Raw genomic sequence first — 19,805 nt, 5'->3', positions numbered from 1 at the left:
CACGCCCTCCCGGTCGGTGGTGTGGTCGTCCGCGAAACGACGGTCACCCGTCGCGTCCGGCACGTACTTCACACAGACAACGATCCTCAAGCTCATGAGCGGTTCTCCTGATTACGGGTGCACTGGATCCATGGCCTCAGGTCATGCCAAGGGTACTGAGTGCCAAGTCCGGCCAGGGTGCGGCCTGCGCGCAGCAAGCGCGACCTTGACCGGCAAGCCGTGTCGGCTCTCTTCGACTGGCGTCAGAGGCTCAACCGAGACAATACGGCACTCAGTACCCCGCGTAAAGGAACTCAGTACCCTTTTGCCGCTCACAGCCCCGGGCCGCCCAGGACGACGGCGGCCTCGCCGGTGTAGAGGCGGAAGGTCATCGACTCCTGGAGGTAGAGGGAGACGGAGTCGGCGTCGTGGGAGAGGTAGCCGACCGAGACGTCCTGGCCGAGGAAGAGTTCGAAGTCGCCGCCGCGGGCGGAGAGCAGGTAGGCGCCCTGGATGGCCGGTGCCCAGATGATCTCGCCGTCGAGGAGGCGGGCGATGTGGGCGGCGACGGGGTAGCCGTGGTCGCTGGTCTCGCTGACGGCGGTGAAGGGGTCGGCGCCGAGGAGGAGCGAGTAGGGGCCGCCGACACCGGCCAGGCGCAGGGCGGTGAGGGCCTGGCTCACGGTGGTGGGGTAGTCGCGGACGTCGGCGGGGAGCGGGATCGGCGGGTTGGTGGCGCCGGCCCGGATACCCTCGATGGCGGCGGCCCGGTAGCCCTCGAAGATCGCGCGGTCCTCGGCGAGCGCGAGGGTGCGGGCGGCGTCCTTGACGGGCTGCCAGTCGGAGTCGCGGGAGCCGCGTTCGACGTCGTCCACGGCGGCGCGGCCGACGGTGAAGGGGACGCGGAGCTCGACCAGCGGCTGGGCCTCGCGGGTGTGCGCGAGGACGCCGTCGGCGGGCGGGTCGATGCCGGAGAGGTGGCCGGTGCCGACGGCGGCGAGGGTGGCGCCGTCGGGGCCGTGCAGGTCGACCACGCGGCGGCCGGCGATGTGGAGCTTGAAGGTCTGCCGGGCCTCCTCCTCGATCTCCGCCCAGGCGTCGGCGGAGACGGGAGCCAGGTCGCGGTGCAGGTTGGTCATCGGGCGGGGGTCCTCTTCAGACTGCCGATGGCGAGCGAGCCATCGGGCACGGAGACGGTGACGGCGGCGCCCGCGGGGGCGGCTGCCCCGGCGGTGGCCCCGGCAGCGGAGGAGCGCGGCGCGGGGGGCGGGTCGTCCAGGAAGTCGGCGCCGGGGACGAAGTAGAGCGACCCGGTGACCGCGGTGGAGAAGTCGAGCAGCCGGTCGTGGGTGCCCGGCGGGCGGCCGACGAACATGTTGCGCAGCATCTCCTCGGTCACCTCGGGGGTGCGCGCGTAGCCGATGAAGTACGTCCCGGCCTCCCCCGCCCCCTCGAAGGAGCCGAACGGCATGTTGAAGCGCATGATCTGCCGCTCCTCCCCGTCCGGGCCGGTGACGCCGGTCAGGGCGACGTGCGAGTCGGGGGGCTTGACCGCGTCGGCCAGCTCGATGTCGCCGAGTTTGGTGCGGCCGACGGCCCGTTCCTGCTGCTCGACCGGCAGGGCGTTCCAGGCGGCGAGATCGTGCAGGTACTTCTGCACGATGACGTAGCTGCCGCCGGCGAACTCCCCGTCCTCCGCACCGACGGTGACGGCGGCGGCCGCCGCCCGGCCCTCGGGGTTCTCGGTGCCGTCCACGAAGCCGAGCACGTCGCGGTCGTCGAAGTAGCGGAAGCCGTGGACGGCGTCGACCACGGTGGCGGCGCCGGCGAGACGCCGGGTGATCTCGCCGGCTAGTTCGAAGCAGAGGTCCATCCGGGCGGCCCGCAGGTGGAGCAGCAGGTCGCCGGGGGTGGCGGGGGCGCGGTGGCGGGCGCCGGCCACCTCGCGGAAGGGGTGGAGGTCGGCGGGGCGGGGACCGGCGAAGAGACGGTCCCAGGCGTCGGAACCGATGCCGGTGACACAGGTCAGGCCGCCCTCCGGGGCCCGGAAGCCGACTGCGCGCCGCAGGCCGGCCAGGTCGGGCAGCAGCTCGCGGACGGCCTGCTCTCCGCCGGGGTCGACGGTGAGGACGAGGAAGATCGCGGCACTGGTGAGCGGGGTGAGAACGGCCTGCGGCACGGGTGTGGGCTCGGGCGGCACGGCGGGCTCGGGCGGCACGGCGGGCTCGGGCGGCACGGCGGGCTCCACCTCAGGGCTCCCGGGCGGGCGGGTCGGAACGGACCTGGGCAAATCTGATCATGCGTACGATTACACCCCAGAGCGGACATCGGGGCGAGGGCGACACACGCCCGGAAGGCCCCGGCGGGCGGGCGTCCGCCGGGGCCGGTGACCACCGCCGGGGCCTGCACCCGGCCTCACCCGCCGGCCCTCCGAGGCATGCGAGGAGGCCGGAGGAGCGGCCGGAGGAGCGGCGGGAGGCCGGGCTCAGAACGGAAGGGGCGGGCCCACGGGCCCGCCCCTTCCGTTCTGCGCCCGCGGCCGTCAGACCCGCAGGGCCGCCAGCTGCTGGGCGAACGGCACCACGGCCCTCGGCTGCTCCGCGGCCGCCGGACCGCGGCCGGCCAGCAGGGCGGCCAGCTCGCCCGCCGCGCGGTCGATCCGGCCCGGGAGGCCGTCGGTGTGCCCGTCCCCCGTCGCGCCCCAGTCGTCGGTGGCCGCGTACACGGCGGTGGGGACGACGACCGACCGCAGGTAGGCGAAGAGCGGCCGGACGGCGTGCTCCAGGGCGAGCGAGTGCCGAGGGGTGCCGCCGGTGGCGGCGATCAGCACCGGCTTGCCCGCCAGGGCGTCGTGGTCGATCACGTCGAAGAAGGACTTGAACAGGCCGCTGTACGAGGCGGTGAAGATCGGTGTGACGGCGATAAGACCGTCCGCGTGGGTCACCGTCCCGATCGCCTCGCGCAGCGCGGCGCCCGGGAACCCGGTCACGAAGTTGTGCGCGATGTCGGTGGCGAGGTCGCGGAGCTCGATCACCGCGACCTCCACCGAGCCTCCCCCCAGGCCGAGTTGACGGACAGCCGACTCGGCGAGCCGGTCGGCCAGCAGCCGCGTCGAGGACGGCTTGCCCAGCCCGGCACTGACCACCGCCAGCCGGTACGTGCTCACTTGGCCACCTCCGTCGTCTCTTCCTCACGCTGGGCGGCGAGTTCGGCCGCGACCCGCGCCGCGTGCGTCGGCCCGTCCGGGACGTCGGCCGGCCGGCCCTTGGCGAACTCGGCGCGCAGCACCGGCAGGACCTCCTCGCCGAGCAGGTCCAGCTGTTCCAGCACGGTCTTCAGCGGCAGGCCGGCGTGGTCCATCAGGAACAGCTGGCGCTGGTAGTCGCCGAAGGACTCGCGGAAGGTCAGCGTCTTCTCGACGACCTCCTGCGGGCTGCCCACGGTGAGCGGGGTCTGCTCGGTGAACTCCTCCAGCGAGGGCCCGTGCCCGTACACCGGCGCGTTGTCGAAGTACGGACGGAACTCGCGCACGGCGTCCTGCGAGTTCTTCCGCATGAACACCTGCCCGCCGAGGCCGACGTACGCCTGCTCGGGCGTGCCGTGGCCGTAGTGGGCGTAGCGCTCGCGGTAGAGCTCGATCAGCTTCTGGAAGTGCTCCTTGGGCCAGAAGATGTTGTTCGCGAAGAAGCCGTCGCCGTAGTAGGCGGCCTGCTCGGCGATCTCCGGGCTGCGGATCGAGCCGTGCCAGACGAACGGCGGGACGCCGTCCAGCGGGCGCGGGGTGGAGGTGAAGGACTGCAGCGGGGTGCGGAAGCGGCCGGACCAGTCCACCACGTCCTCGCGCCACAGCTGGTGCAGCAGCGCGTAGTTCTCGACGGCGAGCGGGATGCCCTGGCGGATGTCCTTGCCGAACCACGGGTACACCGGGCCCGTGTTGCCGCGGCCCATCATGACGTCCACCCGGCCCTCCGCGAGGTGCTGGAGCATCGCGAAGTCCTCGGCGATCTTCACCGGGTCGTTGGTGGTGATCAGCGTGGTCGAGGTGGAGAGGATGATGCGGTCGGTCTGCGCGGCTATGTAGCCGAGCATGGTCGTCGGCGAGGACGGGACGAACGGCGGGTTGTGGTGCTCGCCGGTCGCGAAGACGTCCAGGCCGACCTCCTCGGCCTTGCGCGCGATGGCCACCATCGCCTTGATCCGCCCGTGCTCGGTCGGGGTGCGGCCGGTCGTGGGGTCGGGGGTGACGTCGCCGACGGTGAAGATTCCGAACTGCATGCTGCTCACCACACTCCAGGTGAATCCCGGCTTCAGGATCCGATCGTCAAAGTTTCAACCATCTTAGCACCGGCCGCTCCGGCGGTATTCCCCGAGCACCGACCCGCGCCGACGGCCCTGTCGGCACGTGGCCTCGTGGACCGGCCGGGGCGGCGCCCCGGGCGGCGGGCCGGGGCCGCGCGACAATGGGAGGGCAAGGACGGCCGGCCCGGGAACTGCGAAGGACGGCGAGCCGATGGCGGCCTACATCTCGGTGAGCGCGCTGAGCCACGAGGGCCTGGTGCGGGAGCACAACGAGGACAGCCTGACGATCGGGCCGTGGACACTCTGCTCGACCGTGACCACCAACCCGCAGACGCTGCTCTTCCCGCTCGGCCTGCCCTGCGTGGTCGCGGTGGCGGACGGCCTCGGCGGGCACCCGGGCGGCGAGGTGGCCAGCTCGCTGGTCGCGCGGGAGCTGGCGACGGCCGGGCCCGCGCTGGACGGCGAGGAGGCCGTCCGGGAGGCGCTCCAGTCCTGCAACCGGGCCGTGTTCGCGGTGGCGGCCGGTGACCCCGAGCTGGCCGCGATGGGCACGACGGTGGCCGGCGTGGTGCTGCTGCCCGAGCAGGCGGTGGTCTTCAACGTGGGCGACAGCCGGGTCTACCGGATCGACGGCGACGGGCTGCACCGGGTCAGCGTGGACGACAGCCCGCCGCCGGCGCCCGGACGGCGCACCACCTCCCTGGTCACCCAGACGCTCGGCGGCTCGCTCGGCCTGACGTTCGTCGAGCCGCACGTGCGCAGCGCCCCGCTGGCGGTCGGGGACCGGTACCTGGTGTGCAGTGACGGGCTGACCGACCCGGTGCCCGAGGAGGAACTGGCCGGACTGCTGGCGCGCACCCACGAGGACGTCGAACGGGCCGACGGGCGGGCCGCGTTCGAGCTCTGGAAGGCCGCGATCGAGGCGGGCGGGCCGGACAACATCACGCTGGCGCTGGTCCGGATCGGCGCTTAGTACTGCAACCGCATCTGGGGGATCTGTACCCGGGGTGGCCGCTGTACAGCCAGAACGTGCCGAGGCGGTTGAGGTAGAGCTCGTCAGGTATGGCGCGGGCGAGAGCGACGTCACGTGGAGTGGCAGGCTGCCGCTTCGTGCAAACTGGCCGGGATTGGACTTATCTCCCCTGGGCGAAGCCCCGACGATGGCGGAAGTCTTCGAACAGGGGGAACTGATGAGGCGTCCGGCAAGGGCTGGGGCCGCAGTTTGTCTACTGCTGGCCCTGACGGCCTGCCAGTCAGGGGCGGCGTCCGGTAAGGCCCAGGGCACCGACGCCGAGTTGGCGTGCGCGGCCGTGAGTCGGCTGCCGGAACAGCTGCCGGGCACCGATGGCGGGCAGGCCTTCGACATCGTGGTGGCGCGCCTCGTCGGCGCCGAGGAACTGGCCAGGGCGGCTGCTCTGGCGGACGCCAAGTTCCAGCCGCTCGCCGATGCCCTGCGGGAGGCGCAGCAGCTGCTCTCCGTGACCTCCGACCCCCAGCAGGCCGAACCCGCAGTCAAGAAGGCCCGGACGTACTGCTGACGGACGAGCGCCACTACTGCCGTCGGTGTGCCTGCCTGTCGGGGCGTCGCTGGCGCGGGATCACTGCAGCCCGGCCCGTACAGGCCGCGGCGGGGGCCACACCGTTCGGTGCGGGCCCCGCCTGGATCGCCTTGGTGTGTCAGAGGGCGGTGCCGCCGGTGTAGTGGCCTCGGCGTTTGTAGTGGGATCGGTGGGCTCGGGCCTGGCTTCGTCGTCGGAAGCGTGACCAGCGCAGATGGTGCTCGTTGGTCCGGTGTCGGGGCCCGACGAGGTGGCCCATGAGCCGGCGGATCTCCGGGACGCTCAGGGGTATGAGTTCGTGTTCGTCGTCAGCGTCGCCCGTTACCTTTTTCACGGCCCCGCAACGGGGCTCCCGGCCTCCGGGCCCGGCATGACTTGTTGCCCCAGTCGATCATGATCGAAAAGGTGCTGTCACCGGGTACCGGAGGCATTGGCAGACCGCTGATTAGGGGCACGAGCGCCGATCCCGTTCATGGGTGAGGCAGGCTCTTCGTAACGTGGATGCCGGCACGCTGATGCCGTAGGTGAGGCCGGGGAGGGGCACGACCACTGTGGAGAGTACGCGTGATCGACACGGGTGACATCGACGTCTACCTGGGCCTGGACGTGGGCAAGGGCGAGCATCATGCCACCGCCCTGACCCCAGCTGGCAAGCGGGTCTTCGACAAGCGGCTGCCCAACACCGAGCCGAAGCTGCGTGAGGTGTTCAGCAAGCTGAAGGCCAAGCACGGCACCGTGCTGGTGGTGGTCGACCAGCCCGCCTCGATCGGCGCACTGCCCCTGGCCGTCGCCCGCGACACGGGTTGCCGCGTCGCCTACCTGCCCGGCCTGACGATGCGAAGGATCGCCGACCTCTACCCCGGCGAGGCCAAGACCGACGCACGGGACGCGGCGATCATCGCGGACGCCGCGCGAACGATGCCGCACACGCTGCGCGACCTGGCACCCTCCGACGCGACCGTCGCCGAGCTGGAGATGATCGTCGGCTTCGATGACGACCTGGCCGCCGAGTCCACCAGGATCAAGAACCGGCTGCGCGGCCTACTCACCCAGATCCACCCCTCGCTGGAGCGGGTGCTTGGCCCCAGAATGGACCATCCTGCCGTCCTGATACTGCTCGAACGGCACGGATCCCCAGCCAAGTTGAGGAAAGCAGGACGGCGTCGACTGGTGACCCTGCTGCGACCCAAGGCCCCCCGACTGGCCGAACGCCTGGTCGAGGACATCTTCGACGCCCTCGACGAGCAGAGCGTCGTCGTGCCCGGCACCGAGGCGGCCTCGCTGATCATCCCCAGCCTCGCCGGCTCACTCAGCTCCGTGCTCGACCAGCGCAAGCTCCTCGCCGCCCGCATCGAGGAACTGCTGGAGGCCCACCCTCTTTCCCAGGTCCTGACCTCCATGCCCGGCATCGGGGTCAGGACCGGAGCCCGCATCCTCATCGACGTCGGCGACGCCAGCACCTTCCCCACCGCCGGACACCTGGCCGCCTACGCCGGTCTGGCACCGGTGACCAGGAGCTCCGGCTCCTCTATCCGCGGCGAGCACCCCTCCCGCCGAGGCAACAAGCAGCTCAAACGAGCCTTCTACCTCGCCGCGTTCGCGTCGTTGTCCCAGTCCGAGTCACGCGCCTACTACGACAAGAAGCGACGACAGGGAAAGCACCACGTCGCCGCCCTCGTCTGCCTCGCCCGCCGGCGCATCGATGTTCTCTTCGCCATGCTCCGAGACGGCACCTTCTACGAACCCCCGGCCGCCACCGCCGCTTGACGAAAACCATAGGGGCACCTTTTGCGGCCTCACGGGCGCGAAGGGCGGTCAGGTGGGCGAGAGCGGCCATGGCCAGGGTGATGTGCCGGTACCAGGCGCGGTAGAGGCGGACCTGGTAGTGGTCCAGGCCGCACTCCATCTTCGCCGCCTGGAACGACTCCTCGATCGCCCACCGCGTGGCGGCCACCTTGACCAGGTCCTTCAGCCGGGTGCCGACGGGGCCGTAGCAGACGTAGTGGGCGATCTTGCTCGGGTCGCTGACGGAGCGGCGTGCGAGGACCCAGTGTCCGAAGCCGTTCTCCCACGCGGGCTGGATCGCTACTCGGGCCCAGTCGTAGATCCGCTCGCCGTGGGAGCCCTGGCCTCCGGAGATGCGCTTCCAGGCCTGCCGCGGCAGTGTCGCGATCAGCTTGTCCACCCGGACCTCGGCCCAGCCCGCGGTGATCACGGTGTCGTTGACCTTGGTGGCGAGCACGTGCGCGATGCGGCGTTCCTCCAGCCAGGACCTGAGGTGCTTGGCCTGGCCGTAAGCCTCGTCCGCGGTCACCCAGGCGAACGGGACGCGGGCGTCGATCGCGCGCTGCAGCATCCATTTGAAGTGCTCGTTCTTCGTCGCGAACGGCACCTCGTCCCCGATGCCGGCGGTTCGGCAGCGTTCCCGGTCATCGGTCCAGGACACGGGCAGATAGAGCTCGCGGTCGATCAACGCGCGCCCCTTGGAGGAGGCGTAGGCCAAGAACGTGCCGATCTGGCAGTTCTCGGTGCGGCCGGCGGTACCGCTGTATTGGCGTTGGACACCGGCCGACTGGGTGCCCTTCTTCAGGAAGCCGGTGTCGTCGCCGATCAGGATCCCGTCCCTAGCGCCGATGGTCTCCACCACGAAATCGCGCACGTCGTCGCGGACCGCGTCCTCATCCCAGTCGGAAAGGTTCAGCAGGCGCTGGACCCCGTCCGGACGGAGCTGCCCGACCTGCTCGGCCAGCGTCCAGCCGTTCTTCCGCTCCAACGGAGCCAGCAGCCCGGCCGGGTAGTCCAGCGCCCGATCGCGGGGCTCCGACCTGCCAAAACGATGCGCGATGCGGGCATGGAACCCGGCTATCCCCTCGAACCACGACTCGACCTGCTCAACCGTCAGCTCATCGGCACACAGATACACCAACGAGCCCCACACGACATCCGTCGCGCAGATGCGGTTGCAGGATTAGGGCTTGTCCGACGGTTCGCGTCGCGTCAGCGCGCGGCGGGACGTGCCGGACGACCCCTGGCGCCGCGGTCCCACGGACGACGGGGGAAAGCCGGGCACCCCGGCGGGGCGCTGGGTGCGCTCCGCCGGGGTGCCCGCTCACAGGTGTGTCACCGGCGCGTCTAGTACTCGGCCTTGATGTTCACCCCGTTGAAGCCCTGCTCCGCGTAGAGGCTGAAGTACAGGTAGCCGGCGGGCGGATCGGTGACCGTCAGGGTCTCGGTGTTGTTGCTCTGGTTGGTGGACTTGGCGGTGTACGCGTTCGTGTACGCCCAGCCGCCGGCGTTGTAGTAGAGGTCGGCGTTGCCGGTGCCGCCGGTGCTGCTGACCTTCAGCTGCTTCGTCCCGGCCGGGACGTACAGGTAGAAGTGGGCGTAGTTGCCGGTGGTCGCCGCCACGTTGCTGCGCCGGCAGTTCTTGTCCAGCTGGCGGGTGTCGGCACCCGAGCACTCCGGCAGGCGGGCAACGGTGACGCTCTGGCTGGTGCTCGCCGTGGCGCCCTTGTCGTCGGTCACGGTGAGCCGGACGGTGTAGGTGCCGGGCGCGGTGTACCACTTGGTCGGGTTGGCGGCGGTGGAGGTGGTGCCGTCACCGAAGTCCCAGGCGCGGGAGGCGATGGTGCCGTCCGGGTCGGTCGAACGGTCGACGAAGGTCACGCCCAGCTCGCCGACGGCGGTGGTGAAGGCGGCCTTGGGCGCCTGGTTGCCGGGCGGGTTGGTGGTGGTGCCGCAGGCACCGCCGGCGCAGGCGGTCAGCCAGGTGTCGAAGTCGGCGTTGTAGCGGGTGCCGATGGTGGAGGTCAGGTACGTACGGGCACCGTTCCAGTCGCCGGCGCGGTACTTGGCGAGGACGGCGTCCATGTCCGCGCGGTGCTGCTCCAGCATGTAGCGGACGGCCAGGTAGCCCCAGCGGTAGACCCGCTCGGTGTCACTGTTGTCGTAGGTGGTGTCGAAGAGGGTGCTCAGGCTGTAGGTGTGGAGGCCGGCGGCGGCGATCGCCGCGTCGTACGACACCTTGCGGTAGGAGTAGGAGACGTACTCGGCGAAGCCCTCGACCCACCAGACGGTCGGCGTCACCATGCCGGCGTTGAAGTCGCCGAACATGTCGAACCGGCCGTCGAGGTAGTGGGTGTACTCGTGGTTGAGGTTCCAGACCTGGAAGTCCGGGCGCACCCACTCGGCCTCGTAGGCGAGGAAGCGCGGCTGGTTGCCGACGGCGGCCGGGTTGCCCTCCAGGTACATGCCGCCGTTGTTGGTGTTGATGCCGTAGATCATCGCGGCGAACACGCCGTAGTCGAACCGGGTGTGGAAGACCACGACCTCGATCGTGGTGTTCTTGTCGTTGGCGACCGGGCCGTTGTCCTTGACCACCCCGTGGAAGAAGGCGTCCTGGCCGGTCAGGCTGGTGCAGGCGGTGTTCAGCTGGGTCGTGTCCAGGGCCTGGGCGAGGATCCGGATGCTCGGGCTGCAGGTGTAGTTGACCGTCAGGTTGGCCGCCTTGAGCCGGTTGGCGGCGTCACAGGTGCCGTAGTACGAGCAGTTGCCGGCGTCGTACGAGTCGGCCATCTCGGCGACGGCGGACCACTGGTAGGCCGTCCGGCCGGCGACCGAGGACTGGTCGGCCAGGCCCTTCATCAGCGGCCGGTCCTTGGCCTGCAGCGGGGCGTACTGGACGAAGCGGCCCAGCTCGCGGGCGGCGTTGTAGACCAGGAAGGTGTAGTCGCCGCCGAGTTGGGCGTTGTTGGCGGTGGCGAAGCTGTACAGCGAGTCCAGCACGCTCGGGTCGGCCTGCACGGCGGACACGAAGGCGGGGTTCTGGTGGCCGCGCCAGAGCACGGTGAAGACGCCGTTGAGCGCGTTCCCCATGCCGACCGGGTTGTGGGTGGCGCTGTTGTAGTCGGCCAGCATGCGCTTGACGACGTAGAGGTAGCGGGCGTTCTCCTGCGCGCTGTCGATCAGGGTGACGGCCTCGCCGAGGGTGCCCGCATTGTCCGAAGTGACGTCGCGGGAGTGCGAGTTGGCGAAGAACGTGTCCAACGCGCCGCGTATCGAGGTCTGCAGGGCGGTGCCGTAGGTGCCCACGTCGGCGGAGTGGTACCACTGCACGAAGTAGCCGGCGCGCAGGTAGAGCACCAACTGGCCGACGGAGGTGGTGTTGTTGCCCGGGTAGCTCGCGGCGGCGTCGCGCAGGGCGTCGGCCACCGTGACCATCTGCGCCTCGCGGAACGCCTTGTTGGCGTCGGTTCCGGTGAGGCTGAAGAGCTGGTTGACGCAGCCGAGGTCGACCGACTTGATCAGCTGGACGAGCGCGCTGCCGGTACGGCTGGTGAAGTCACCGATGTTGCAGGCCGCGGCGGTTGCGCTGCCGGTGGCGCCGGGGGCCTGCTGCGCCGCGGACTTGGCGGACTTCGCCGAGCTTGCGGACGCCGGGTCGTCGGTGGGCGCGGTGGCCGAGAGCGGGGCCCGGTCGCGGGCCGGAACCGGCTGGTTCCGGCCGTGGTCATCCGGGGTGGCGCCGACACCGGGCTGCGGGCCCGGGTCCGTGGGGGCGGCGGGCGCCGCGCCGCCGGACTGCGGCGAGGTCGGGACGGGGGCCGCCTGACTGCGCGGGGTAAACAGGCCGACCGCCAGGAGGAGCACCAGGACGATCGTCAACAGTCGTGCAACCTGGGGTAGTTGCGACAGAGGGCGTGCGGTTCTCACGTGGGGGGCCTCCGGGCCTTCTGCGGCCGCATTGGGGGGCGCGACCGTACGAGGGTGAGGACCGTTGCGACGGCGCCGCACAGCGGCTCCGACCAGCACACGGTGGGGAGTGTGACATGTACCATGGCACACATCACATGACGGTGGGAAGCCCCCGGACACGGACCTTCTGACGCCGACCTTCCCCGCCGCACCACGGACAGCCGGATGCGGCACTCGCACACGCGAAGGGGCCGCCGGTCGGACGACCGGCGGCCCCTCTCGAGCGCCTTGGCCCCGCCGGGTGCGGACGGCTTCCGCCGCGAACCCGGGGGGCCCGAAGGTCACTTACGCAGCATCAGGATGACGCCGGCGGTCACCAGGCCGACCGCGACGGCGGCAGCGCCGTACGCCAGGCGGTGGGTACGCAGCACCGGCAGGAAGCGGTCGACGGCGCAGCGGCCGGGCCCGGTCAGGGCGAGCGCGGCGGCACCGGCGGTGAGCAGCAGCTCGTACTCGCTGCCCTTGGGGGCGAAGAAGCCGCCGCCCCAGGTGACGGCGAGTGCGTTGACCATGGTGCCGAGGATCGCGGCGGCGGCAAGCGGGGTCAGCAGGCCGACGGCCAGGGCCAGGCCACCGAACGTCTCGGTCAGGCCCGCGACCACGGCCATCGTGTCGCCGGCCGGGTAGCCGCTCATGGTGAAGAACTGACCGGTGCCGTCGATTCCGCCACCGCCGAACCAGCCGAAGAGCTTCTGGCTGCCGTGCGCGGCCATGGTCAGGCCGAGGGTCAGGCGCAGCAGGAGCAGGCCGGCGTCATAGGCGTGCGGGGAGGTCGTCGCGGGGGCGGGGGTCGCCCGGCCCGGGAGGACGGTGGTGGTGGGGGCGGTCGTGCTCGGGCTGGTGCTCGGCATGCGCGTCTCCATCAATCGGGGTCGGTCGGATCGAGGGGGTGGTACGGGCAGCCGGGAGGTGGCGATGTCGTTCAAATTCGAACCGGCCGCTTCTCGACCGTACCCGGAAGTTCGAATTTGAACAAACATGCCCGAGGGCGGCGCCGCGCGCGCGGCGGCGAGTCGCGGCCGGATGGAGGCGGGAGCAGGGTGGAGGCATGGCTCATCGCAGGGAACACCGGCGGGCCGCACAGTCCGGCACGCCCTACGCCGAGGCGCTGGCCGCGTTCGGCGACCGCGTCCGGCTGGTCACGCCCGACCAGTGGGACGCGCCGACGCCGTGCGCCGACTGGTCCGTCCGCGACCTGGTCAACCACCTCACCGGCGAGCAGCTCTGGGTGCCCGAGCTGCTCATGGGCTCGACGATCTCCGAGGTCGGGAGCCGCTTCGACGGCGACGTGCTCGGCTCCGACCCGGCCTCCGCCTGGACGGCCGCCGCCGACGCCGCCCGCGCGGCGTTCGAGGTGCCCGGCGCCACCGAGCTGACCGTCCACCTCTCCTTCGGCGACGTCACCGGCCAGTACTACCTGGACCAGCTCACCACCGACGCCGTCGTGCACACCTGGGACCTCGCCGAGGGGATCCGCCGCCGCACCCGGCTGCCGGCCGGACTGGTCGAGTTCGCGCTCGGCGAGGTCGCCGGCTACGGGGACCTCGCCGGCAGCGGGCTGTTCGACCCGCCCCTGCCGGTGCCGGACGACGCGAGCCCGCAGACCCGGCTGCTCGCCCTCACCGGGCGCCGCGACCGGCTCTGACGAATCCGGCTCCGGGGGAGGCACGGCACGGGGACGTGGGGCCCAGGGAGGCGGGGCACGGGGAGGGTGGGCCCGAGAAGCCCGGATCCGGGGAGCACGGGACCAGGCAAAGCGCCTCTGACCTGCAGTGATCCCTCCCAACCGGCCGGTATGAGCATGCGACGCCGGATACTGGAGTTGTCGGGGGGCAGCACCGGACGAGAGGCGGGCGCACCATGAGCCGCAGGCCGGACATCCTCGGCGAGTTCACCGCCGACCATCGGGCGGTGACGGAGCTGCTCGCCCGGATCGACGAGGCACCACAGGGCGGGCCCGACCGCGCGGAGCTGCTCGGGCGCCTCACCGACCTGCTGTTCAGCCACTGCGCCGCCGAGGAGGAACACCTCTTCCCGGTCGTCCAGCACGACGTGCCGGACGGCGGAGCCCTGGTGTTCACGAGCATCCACGAACACCTGGCGATCGGCCAGTACCTCTCCGACCTTCAGGGTGTCGGCCCCGGCACCCCCGCCTTCGGGACGCTCTACGAGGGCCTGGCCGACCTCGTCCGGCGGCATCTGGCCACGGAGGAGGAGCAGGTCTTCCCCGCCGCGCGGAAGGCCCTGCCGGCCGGCGCCCGCGCCGCGCTCGGCGACCGGCTGCGGGCCGAGCGGGAGGCGGTCGCCGAGGCCGGGCCGTAGGGCGTGTCCGGCGGTTCCCGCCAGGCGTGCGACGCGAATCGTAGACCCGCCCCACGGCGCTCCCGGCCTCAGCCCTTCGGGCTGATCACCGCGAAGCGCCCGCCCTCGCGGTCCTGGAGGCGCGCGACCCGCCCGTACGGCGAGTCGAAGGCCGGGCCGATCGCCGTACCACCCAGCTCCTCGGCCCGGGCGAGCGCCGCGTCGGTGTCCGCCACCGAGAACGACACCTCCCAGTGCGGCGGCATGCCCGCCGGGCCGCCCGACTGCTCCCTGGCCAGGGCCGCGACGCTGTGCCCCTCCGCCCGCAGCACCACCCGGTCGTGCTCCCACCGCACCTCGAAGCGCTCGGGGTCACGACCGTCCCAGCGGAACACCTCGCCGTAGAAGAGCGCCGCGGCGAACGGGTCCGGCGTGCGCAGCTCGATCCAGACCGGCGCGCCCAGCAGGTCGAGCTTCCGGGCCCGGCCGAGCGGGCCCTCCCAGATGCCGAACACCGCGCCCGCCGGGTCGGCGGCGAACGCCACCCGCCCGGCGTCGAAGGCCAGCGGGCCCACCGCGAGGGTCGCGCCGCGCTCGCGGACGGAGTCGGCGGCGGCGTCCGCGCTCTCGGTGCCGAAGTAGGCCGTCCACGCCACCGGCATGGCCCAGCCGCCGCCCGCGACGCCCAGACCGGCCACCGCCTCGCCGCCCGCCACCGCGTGCACATAGGGGCCGAGGTGGTCGGGCCCGGGCTCGAACTCCCAGCCCAGCAGCGGCCCGTAGAACGCCTTCGCCGCGTCGAGATCGCGCGCCATCAGGCTCACCCAGCACGGAACGGCCGCCACACAGCGCACCCTGGCGGTCTCACCGCTGCCCATCGCGCACCTCCTCGACGCCCGGCCGCCGGGCCCCTCCCGACTCCCGCGGCCGACCGGCCGCCCGGGCGCCTTCAGCCTAGGCCGCCGACCCGACCCGGGCGAGGCACGGCGCGCAGGGGGGAGGCGGTGGATGGCCGACGGTATGCCTCAGAGCTGCGGGGCCTCCCCGAAGCCGCCGTGGCCCGCGCCGGGCGCCGTCAGGGCGAGCCAGCCGTGGCCTCGGGCCGGGGTCGCGGGGGTGATCGCGGCGGGGTCGAGGGAGAGGTGGACGGCGGCCGCGCCGATGCTCTGGGTCTGGGAGGCGTTGGGCTCGGGGTAGGCGTCCTCGTAGTCCTCCTCCTCCTCGAAGTCGGCCTCCGTGAGCACCTCCTCCCAGGGCAGCGGGTCGCCCGTCCACTCCGGGGCGCTGTAGCGCCAGTAGCCGCGCACCACGGTGCCGTGCTCGGCGGTGGCCCAGATCACCGAGTCGGCGAACGGGTCCTGGTAGTAGACCTGGGCCTTGCCGCAGGCCGCGCTGAGCCGCTCGATCACCTCGTGCGGCCACCAGGTGGTCTCCCGCAGCGGGGTCTCGGCGTAGATCAGGCGCCAGCCGGCGTACTCGGGCGTGACGAAGACCCGGTGCACCGCCTCCGGGGTGTACTTCTCGTCGCTCGTCTGGGAGGTGAGCCCGTAGTGCACGGTGACGGGTATCCGGTCGTGCAGGCCGAGCACCTCGAACGCCGCCTCGTACGTCTCCCCGGGGACGGCCAGCCACCAGTGGTCGGGCAGCGCGCCGGGCCGTTCGTCGGCGAAGGCGCGGCGGGCCGTCTCCTCCAGGGCCGCGCGGTCCGCACCGGTGGTGTCCTCGGCGAGCAGGACGTCGACCAGGGCGGCGAGGGCCTCGGGGGCGGGCAGGTCGGTCACGGTGTTCATGTCGGCGACCTTAGGCCACCGGTCCGACATTCCGTCACCAGTACGGGTGAACCGGGCTCGAACCGGCCGTCCCGGCGGCCGGCGGGGCGCGTCGGGCGAGCGGACGGGCCATCCGGTCGACTTCGCTTTCCTGCAGGAGTGTCGAGCCGGGCGACCAGGTGCAGCCGGTCGTCGTCGGCGGTGTCGGCGGCCGGGGCGCCGTCGGCCCAGCACGGGTCGGTGCGCGGGCCGGGCCGGTCGTAGAGGGCGAGGACGGTGAAGCCGTTGGCGGCGAGCAGGTAGCGCAGCTCCTGCGGGAAGAGCAGCCGCCAGGCGGAGTGCTGCGTGACGGCCGGGGCGCCGTCGTCGCTGGTCCAGGTCCTGGTGCGGCACAGCAGTTGGGCCGCGTGGTCGATCCGCAGCGTGGTGCGGGAGGTGAAGGTGGTGCCGTCGCGGGTGACGGTGTCGGTGCGCGGGGTCTCGAGGAGTTCGGTGCGGCCGAGGAAGAAGGCGCCGTTGCGCATCTCGGCGACCAGCAGTCCGCCCGCGCGCAGGTGGCGGCGGAGCCGGCCGCACAGGGCGTCGAGGTCGTCGTTGGTGTGGCAGTAGAGCAGCGCGCTGTCCAGGCAGAGCGCGGCGTCGAAGCGGCCGGGTAGCCGGAAGGTCCGCATGTCGCCGACGTGGTACGCGGGCCCGGGGTGGCGTGCGCGGGCGTATTCGATCATCGCCTCGGAGCTGTCCAGGCCGGTGACGGTGCGGCCGGCGGCGCGGTGCAGCCATGCGGCGTCCCGGCCGGTGCCGCAGCCGAGGTCGAGCAGATCGGCCCCGGCGCCGTACGCGCGGAGCACCGACTCGGCCCACCGGGCGGCGGTGAACCCCGGGTCGGGGAAGCGCAGTTCGTAGAGCTCGGGGGTGTCGGTGAGCAGGTTGCGGCCGTTCATCGGGCCTCGCTGGGGAGTGGGCGGGCGGGGGCGGGGCGGGCGCCGGGCGCGGGACGCGCTCCCCCGACGGGCCCCGGCCCCGGCGTCGGCGTCGGCGTCGCCGTCGGCGTCGGCGTCGCCGTCGGCAGCACGCCGAGCCCGGCCCGGTCCGGTGTGCGGACGGTGCCGTCGGTGCCGCCGATGCCCTGCCAGGGGTCGTGGGCGAGCAGCAGGTGCCCGTCGAGGTCGATCCAGCGGGCCCGGTCGGCGAGGTGGACGGCCGGGGCGATGCCGAGCGAGCTGGCGGCGAGGCAGCCGAGCATCAGTTCGGTGCCGCTGCCGTGCAGGGCGGCCTGGATGCGCAGCACCTGGTGGACGCCGCCGCACTTGGCGAGCTTGAGGTTGACCCCGTGCACCCGCCCGGCGAGCCGGCAGACGTCCTCGTAGCCGACGGCGTCCTCGTCGGCGATCACCGGGATCGGGGAGCGTTCGGCGAGGGCGGCCAGGACGGCGGGGCGGCCCGGCGCGATCGGCTGTTCGACGGCCTCGACGCCGGCCGCGGCGAAGACCGGGAGCAGCCGGTGCGCCTGGTCCTCCGTCCAGGCGCCGTTGGGGTCGAGCAGCAGCCGGGCGCCGGGGGCGCTCTCGCGGACGGCCCGGACCCGGGCGAGGTCCTCGGCCGGGTCCGCCGCGCCCGCCTTGATCTTGAGCACGTCGAAGCCGGCCGCGGCGAGCCGGGAGGCCTGGACGGCGGCGCGGGCGGGCGGCTCGATGCCGATGGTCCGGGCGGTGGCGGCGGCCACCGGGGCAAGCCGGCCGAGGAGTTGGTGGACGGGCGCGCCGGCCCGCTTGCCGACCAGGTCGAGCAGGGCGGCCTCGACCGCGGCCAGCACCCCGGCCGGCAGGCTCTTGAACGGGGCGGCGCCGCGCTGGAGTTCGACCAGGGCGGTCTCCGGGTCCGGGTGACGTTCGAGGTCCGGCCGGAGTGCGTCGGCCTCGCGGCGGATCAGGTCGGTGGGAAGACACAGGTAGACGCTGCTGACGGCCTCGCCGTGGCCGGTCAGGCCGCCGTGGCGCACGGCGAACCGGACGGCGTCGCGTTCGGCGGTCACCGAGCGGGAGATCCGCAGCGGCTCGGCGAGCCGGAGCCGGACGGTGCGGACGTCGAGCCTCATCGGTACTCCTCGGGGCGGCTCCGGCGGCCGGTCCGGTCAGGTTCGGCCCGGCGTTCCGCCGGGTCGGTGCGGCCCGGCCGGGCGGTGCGGCAGCGGGCCCAGCCGGAGACCTCGACGGCCGCCGGGTGCGGGATCTCGGTCGGCCGCAGCGCGGCGCGCTCCGGCTCCAGGCCGTGCCGGTGACAGAAGGCGTCGTCGTAGACGGTGCCCAGGTAGCGGTGCGGACCGTCGGGGAAGACGGTGGCGACGGTGGCACCCGGGTGGACGCGGGCGGCCCAGGCGGCGACCAGGGCGACCGCGCCGGTGCTCCAGCCGCCGCTGACGAAGGCGCCGCGGGCCAGCCGCCGGCAGGTGTCGACCGCCTCGGCCGGGCCGACCCAGTGGATCTCGTCGAACGCCTGGTGGGCGACGTTGCGCGGGTGGATGGAGCTGCCGAGGCCGCGCATCAGCCGGGGGCGGGCCGGCTGGCCGAAGATGGCGGAGCCGACCGAGTCGACGCCGATGATCCGCAGCGCCGGCCAGCGGCGCCGGAGCGGTTCGGCCAGACCGGCGCTGTGGCCGCCGGTTCCGACGCTGCACACCAGGACGTCCAGGTGGTCGAGTTCGCCGGCCATCTCCTGGGCCATCGCCCGGTAGCCGGCCGCGTTGTCGGGGTTGTTGTACTGGTCCGGCCAGTAGGCGTCGGGGAGTTGACCCAGGACAGCCCGCAGCCTGGCGAGCCTGGCGGCCTGCCAGCCGCCGCGCCGGGCGGGCCGGTCGACCAGTTCCAGCCGGGCGCCGTACGAGCGGAGCAACTGCCGCATGGACGGTTCGAGTTCGGCGTCGCCGACCAGGACGACCGGGTGTCCGAGGGCCTGTCCGGCGAAGGCCAGGCCGATGCCGAGGGTGCCCGACGTGGACTCCACCACCGTGGCACCGGGCCGGAGTTCGCCGCGCGCGTGGGCGCCGCGGAGCATGGCGACGGCGGACCGGGCCTTCATGCCGCCCGCGGCGAGGCCCTCCAGCTTGGCCCAGAAGCCGGGGTGCGGGTCCGGTAGCGGCGTGCTGATCCGGGCCAGCGGGGTGCGGCCGAGCAGCGGCAGCAGGTCGGGATTGCCGACGGCGGCCGAGGCGAGCAGCGCGGTCACCCGGCACCGCCTCCCGCCGCCCGGCCCTCGCGGTGCGGCCCTCCCCCGCGGAGGCCTTCCCCGCGCGGCTCCCGCCCGACCGGCCCTCCCCCGGGCAGGTCTCCCCCGTACAGGTGGAGGACGGTGGGGCCGCCGTCGAGCCAGAAGAAGGGGTACGGCTCGGCGCTGACAGCACTCACGCCGTGGCCGAGCAGGCGCGGGAGGACGGCGCTGCCGGTCTGGGCGAACAGCACCAGCGGTTTGCCGGTGGCGCGGGCGTGGGTGAGCAGCGGGTCGAGCGTGCCGTTGCCGAGGGTCATGCCGGAGGCGAGGATCGCGTCGCAGTCGTCCAGCCGGGCGCGGGCGTCGGCCTCCACCGGCTCGCCCCACTCGGTGGTGCCGCCCTTGAGGTCGCACGGAACGTACTCGACTCCGCTCGAACGGAGCTGCTCCAGCAGGGAGTTGACCACGCCGACGACCAGGACCCGGCGCACCGCGGCGAGCGGGAGCAGCCCGGCGACGGCGCGGGCGCGTGCGCGGGACTTCTCCAGCGACCCGCCGGCCGGGACGGTCACCGGCCGGGAGCCGTGGGCCGGGGTGTGCGGGCGGCAGTGCATCAGGTAGGCGTCGAGGGCGGCGACCCGGACGGGGGTGAGCGGGTGGCCGAGCAGCTCGTCGACGGTGGCGCCGACGGAGTCGGTGAGCGCGTCCGCGGGCAGTTCGCCGGGTTCGACGGCGCAGGAACCGACGGCGGCGCCGAGGCGCAGGCCGAGCACCTCGTTGCGGTAGCCCCGGGCTCGGCCGGCGTGCCGGACGGCCTGGGCGGTGGTGAAGGCGAGGGCGATCCGCTGTCCGGCCGGGTCGGGCCCGTACGCGCCGGCGCGGGCCCGTTCGGCGATCAGCTCCAACGCGCCACCAGGGGCGGCGGTGAGGGCAGGGGCGC

General features: G+C 72.9%; 17 protein-coding genes and 2 pseudogenes. 5 read left to right on the top strand and 14 right to left on the bottom strand.

The features are described from left to right. The 5 genes and pseudogenes from ACZ5WK_RS35545 to ACZ5WK_RS35525 form a co-directional block, all read right to left on the bottom strand. Positions 1–96: pseudogene (locus ACZ5WK_RS35545) on the bottom strand (electron transfer flavoprotein subunit beta); the annotation flags it as partial. Positions 97–311: 215 nt separating this feature from the next. Next, a complete protein-coding gene (locus tag ACZ5WK_RS35540; RefSeq protein WP_465553898.1) occupies positions 312–1,118 on the bottom strand; it encodes a family 1 encapsulin nanocompartment shell protein in 807 nt (268 codons plus the stop codon). Beyond that, positions 1,115–2,197 carry a Dyp-type peroxidase gene (locus tag ACZ5WK_RS35535; protein WP_465553900.1) on the bottom strand — a complete coding sequence of 361 codons (1,083 nt, stop codon included), beginning with the start codon at positions 2,195–2,197 and terminating at the stop codon, positions 1,115–1,117. The genes ACZ5WK_RS35540 and ACZ5WK_RS35535 overlap by 4 nt, the downstream gene beginning before the upstream one ends. A 324-nt stretch (positions 2,198–2,521) precedes the next feature. Then, positions 2,522–3,145 (bottom strand): FMN reductase, encoded by a 624-nt coding sequence (locus tag ACZ5WK_RS35530; protein WP_465553896.1) that lies wholly within the window; start codon positions 3,143–3,145, stop codon positions 2,522–2,524. Further along, complete coding sequence (locus tag ACZ5WK_RS35525; protein WP_465553894.1) at positions 3,142–4,254, bottom strand: LLM class flavin-dependent oxidoreductase; 1,113 nt, start codon at positions 4,252–4,254, stop codon at positions 3,142–3,144. Before ACZ5WK_RS35525 ends, ACZ5WK_RS35530 begins: the two co-directional genes overlap by 4 nt. 235 nt (positions 4,255–4,489) lie before the next feature. On the opposite strand from ACZ5WK_RS35525, the gene ACZ5WK_RS35520 reads away from it, so the two are divergent. From ACZ5WK_RS35520 to ACZ5WK_RS35510, 3 genes are all read left to right on the top strand, one after another. Continuing rightward, complete coding sequence (locus tag ACZ5WK_RS35520; RefSeq protein WP_465553892.1) at positions 4,490–5,251, top strand: PP2C family protein-serine/threonine phosphatase; 762 nt, start codon at positions 4,490–4,492, stop codon at positions 5,249–5,251. A gap of 337 nt (positions 5,252–5,588) precedes the next feature. Beyond that, positions 5,589–5,816: a hypothetical protein gene (locus tag ACZ5WK_RS35515; protein WP_465553890.1), complete on the top strand. Its 228-nt coding sequence runs from the start codon at positions 5,589–5,591 to the stop codon at positions 5,814–5,816. 585 nt (positions 5,817–6,401) lie between these two features. Beyond that, entirely contained in the window at positions 6,402–7,604 is a 1,203-nt protein-coding gene (locus tag ACZ5WK_RS35510) for an IS110 family RNA-guided transposase (RefSeq protein WP_465553888.1), read from the top strand. A gap of 16 nt (positions 7,605–7,620) precedes the next feature. Here the strand turns inward: ACZ5WK_RS35510 and ACZ5WK_RS35505 are convergent. The 3 genes and pseudogenes from ACZ5WK_RS35505 to ACZ5WK_RS35495 all read right to left on the bottom strand — a co-directional run. Then, positions 7,621–8,739: pseudogene (locus tag ACZ5WK_RS35505) on the bottom strand (IS701 family transposase); the annotation flags it as partial. 230 nt (positions 8,740–8,969) lie between these two features. Then, positions 8,970–11,501, bottom strand: a complete 2,532-nt coding sequence (locus ACZ5WK_RS35500) for a collagenase (RefSeq protein ID WP_465553886.1) — start codon at positions 11,499–11,501, stop codon at positions 8,970–8,972. A 371-nt stretch (positions 11,502–11,872) separates the two neighbouring features. Further along, on the bottom strand, positions 11,873–12,442 hold the full coding sequence (locus ACZ5WK_RS35495; protein ID WP_465553884.1) for a DoxX family protein: 570 nt from the start codon (positions 12,440–12,442) through the stop codon (positions 11,873–11,875). A gap of 197 nt (positions 12,443–12,639) precedes the next feature. Between ACZ5WK_RS35495 and ACZ5WK_RS35490 the strand changes: the two genes are divergently transcribed. Then, positions 12,640–13,236 (top strand): TIGR03086 family metal-binding protein, encoded by a 597-nt coding sequence (locus ACZ5WK_RS35490; protein ID WP_465553882.1) that lies wholly within the window; start codon positions 12,640–12,642, stop codon positions 13,234–13,236. A 215-nt stretch (positions 13,237–13,451) separates the two neighbouring features. Then, positions 13,452–13,913, top strand: coding sequence for a hemerythrin domain-containing protein (locus ACZ5WK_RS35485; protein WP_465553880.1), 462 nt, complete (start codon positions 13,452–13,454; stop codon positions 13,911–13,913). Positions 13,914–13,981: 68 nt separating this feature from the next. Here ACZ5WK_RS35485 and ACZ5WK_RS35480 read toward each other — a convergent pair whose 3' ends face one another. From ACZ5WK_RS35480 to ACZ5WK_RS35455, 6 genes are all read right to left on the bottom strand, one after another. Then, the gene (locus ACZ5WK_RS35480; protein ID WP_465553878.1) at positions 13,982–14,770 is read right to left on the bottom strand and encodes a VOC family protein; all 789 of its coding nucleotides are present in this window, start codon (positions 14,768–14,770) and stop codon (positions 13,982–13,984) included. Between the two features lie 147 nt (positions 14,771–14,917). Further along, positions 14,918–15,682: a hypothetical protein gene (locus tag ACZ5WK_RS35475; protein ID WP_465553876.1), complete on the bottom strand. Its 765-nt coding sequence runs from the start codon at positions 15,680–15,682 to the stop codon at positions 14,918–14,920. Further along, positions 15,679–16,602, bottom strand: coding sequence for a class I SAM-dependent methyltransferase (locus ACZ5WK_RS35470; RefSeq protein WP_465553874.1), 924 nt, complete (start codon positions 16,600–16,602; stop codon positions 15,679–15,681). The genes ACZ5WK_RS35475 and ACZ5WK_RS35470 overlap by 4 nt, the downstream gene beginning before the upstream one ends. Next, the gene (locus tag ACZ5WK_RS35465; RefSeq protein ID WP_465553872.1) at positions 16,599–17,756 is read right to left on the bottom strand and encodes a dipeptide epimerase; all 1,158 of its coding nucleotides are present in this window, start codon (positions 17,754–17,756) and stop codon (positions 16,599–16,601) included. The genes ACZ5WK_RS35470 and ACZ5WK_RS35465 overlap by 4 nt, the downstream gene beginning before the upstream one ends. Further along, positions 17,753–18,883 carry a PLP-dependent cysteine synthase family protein gene (locus ACZ5WK_RS35460; protein WP_465553870.1) on the bottom strand — a complete coding sequence of 377 codons (1,131 nt, stop codon included), beginning with the start codon at positions 18,881–18,883 and terminating at the stop codon, positions 17,753–17,755. The genes ACZ5WK_RS35465 and ACZ5WK_RS35460 overlap by 4 nt, the downstream gene beginning before the upstream one ends. Next, the coding region (locus ACZ5WK_RS35455) for a Rossmann-like domain-containing protein (protein WP_465553868.1) at positions 18,880–19,805 on the bottom strand (926 nt) is incomplete at its 5' end. The genes ACZ5WK_RS35460 and ACZ5WK_RS35455, both read right to left, overlap by 4 nt.

This window comes from Kitasatospora sp. NPDC032757 (assembly GCF_055579305.1).
Note: the sequence above shows the minus strand (reverse complement) of the source record. Positions and strands in the feature narration are given on the sequence as shown.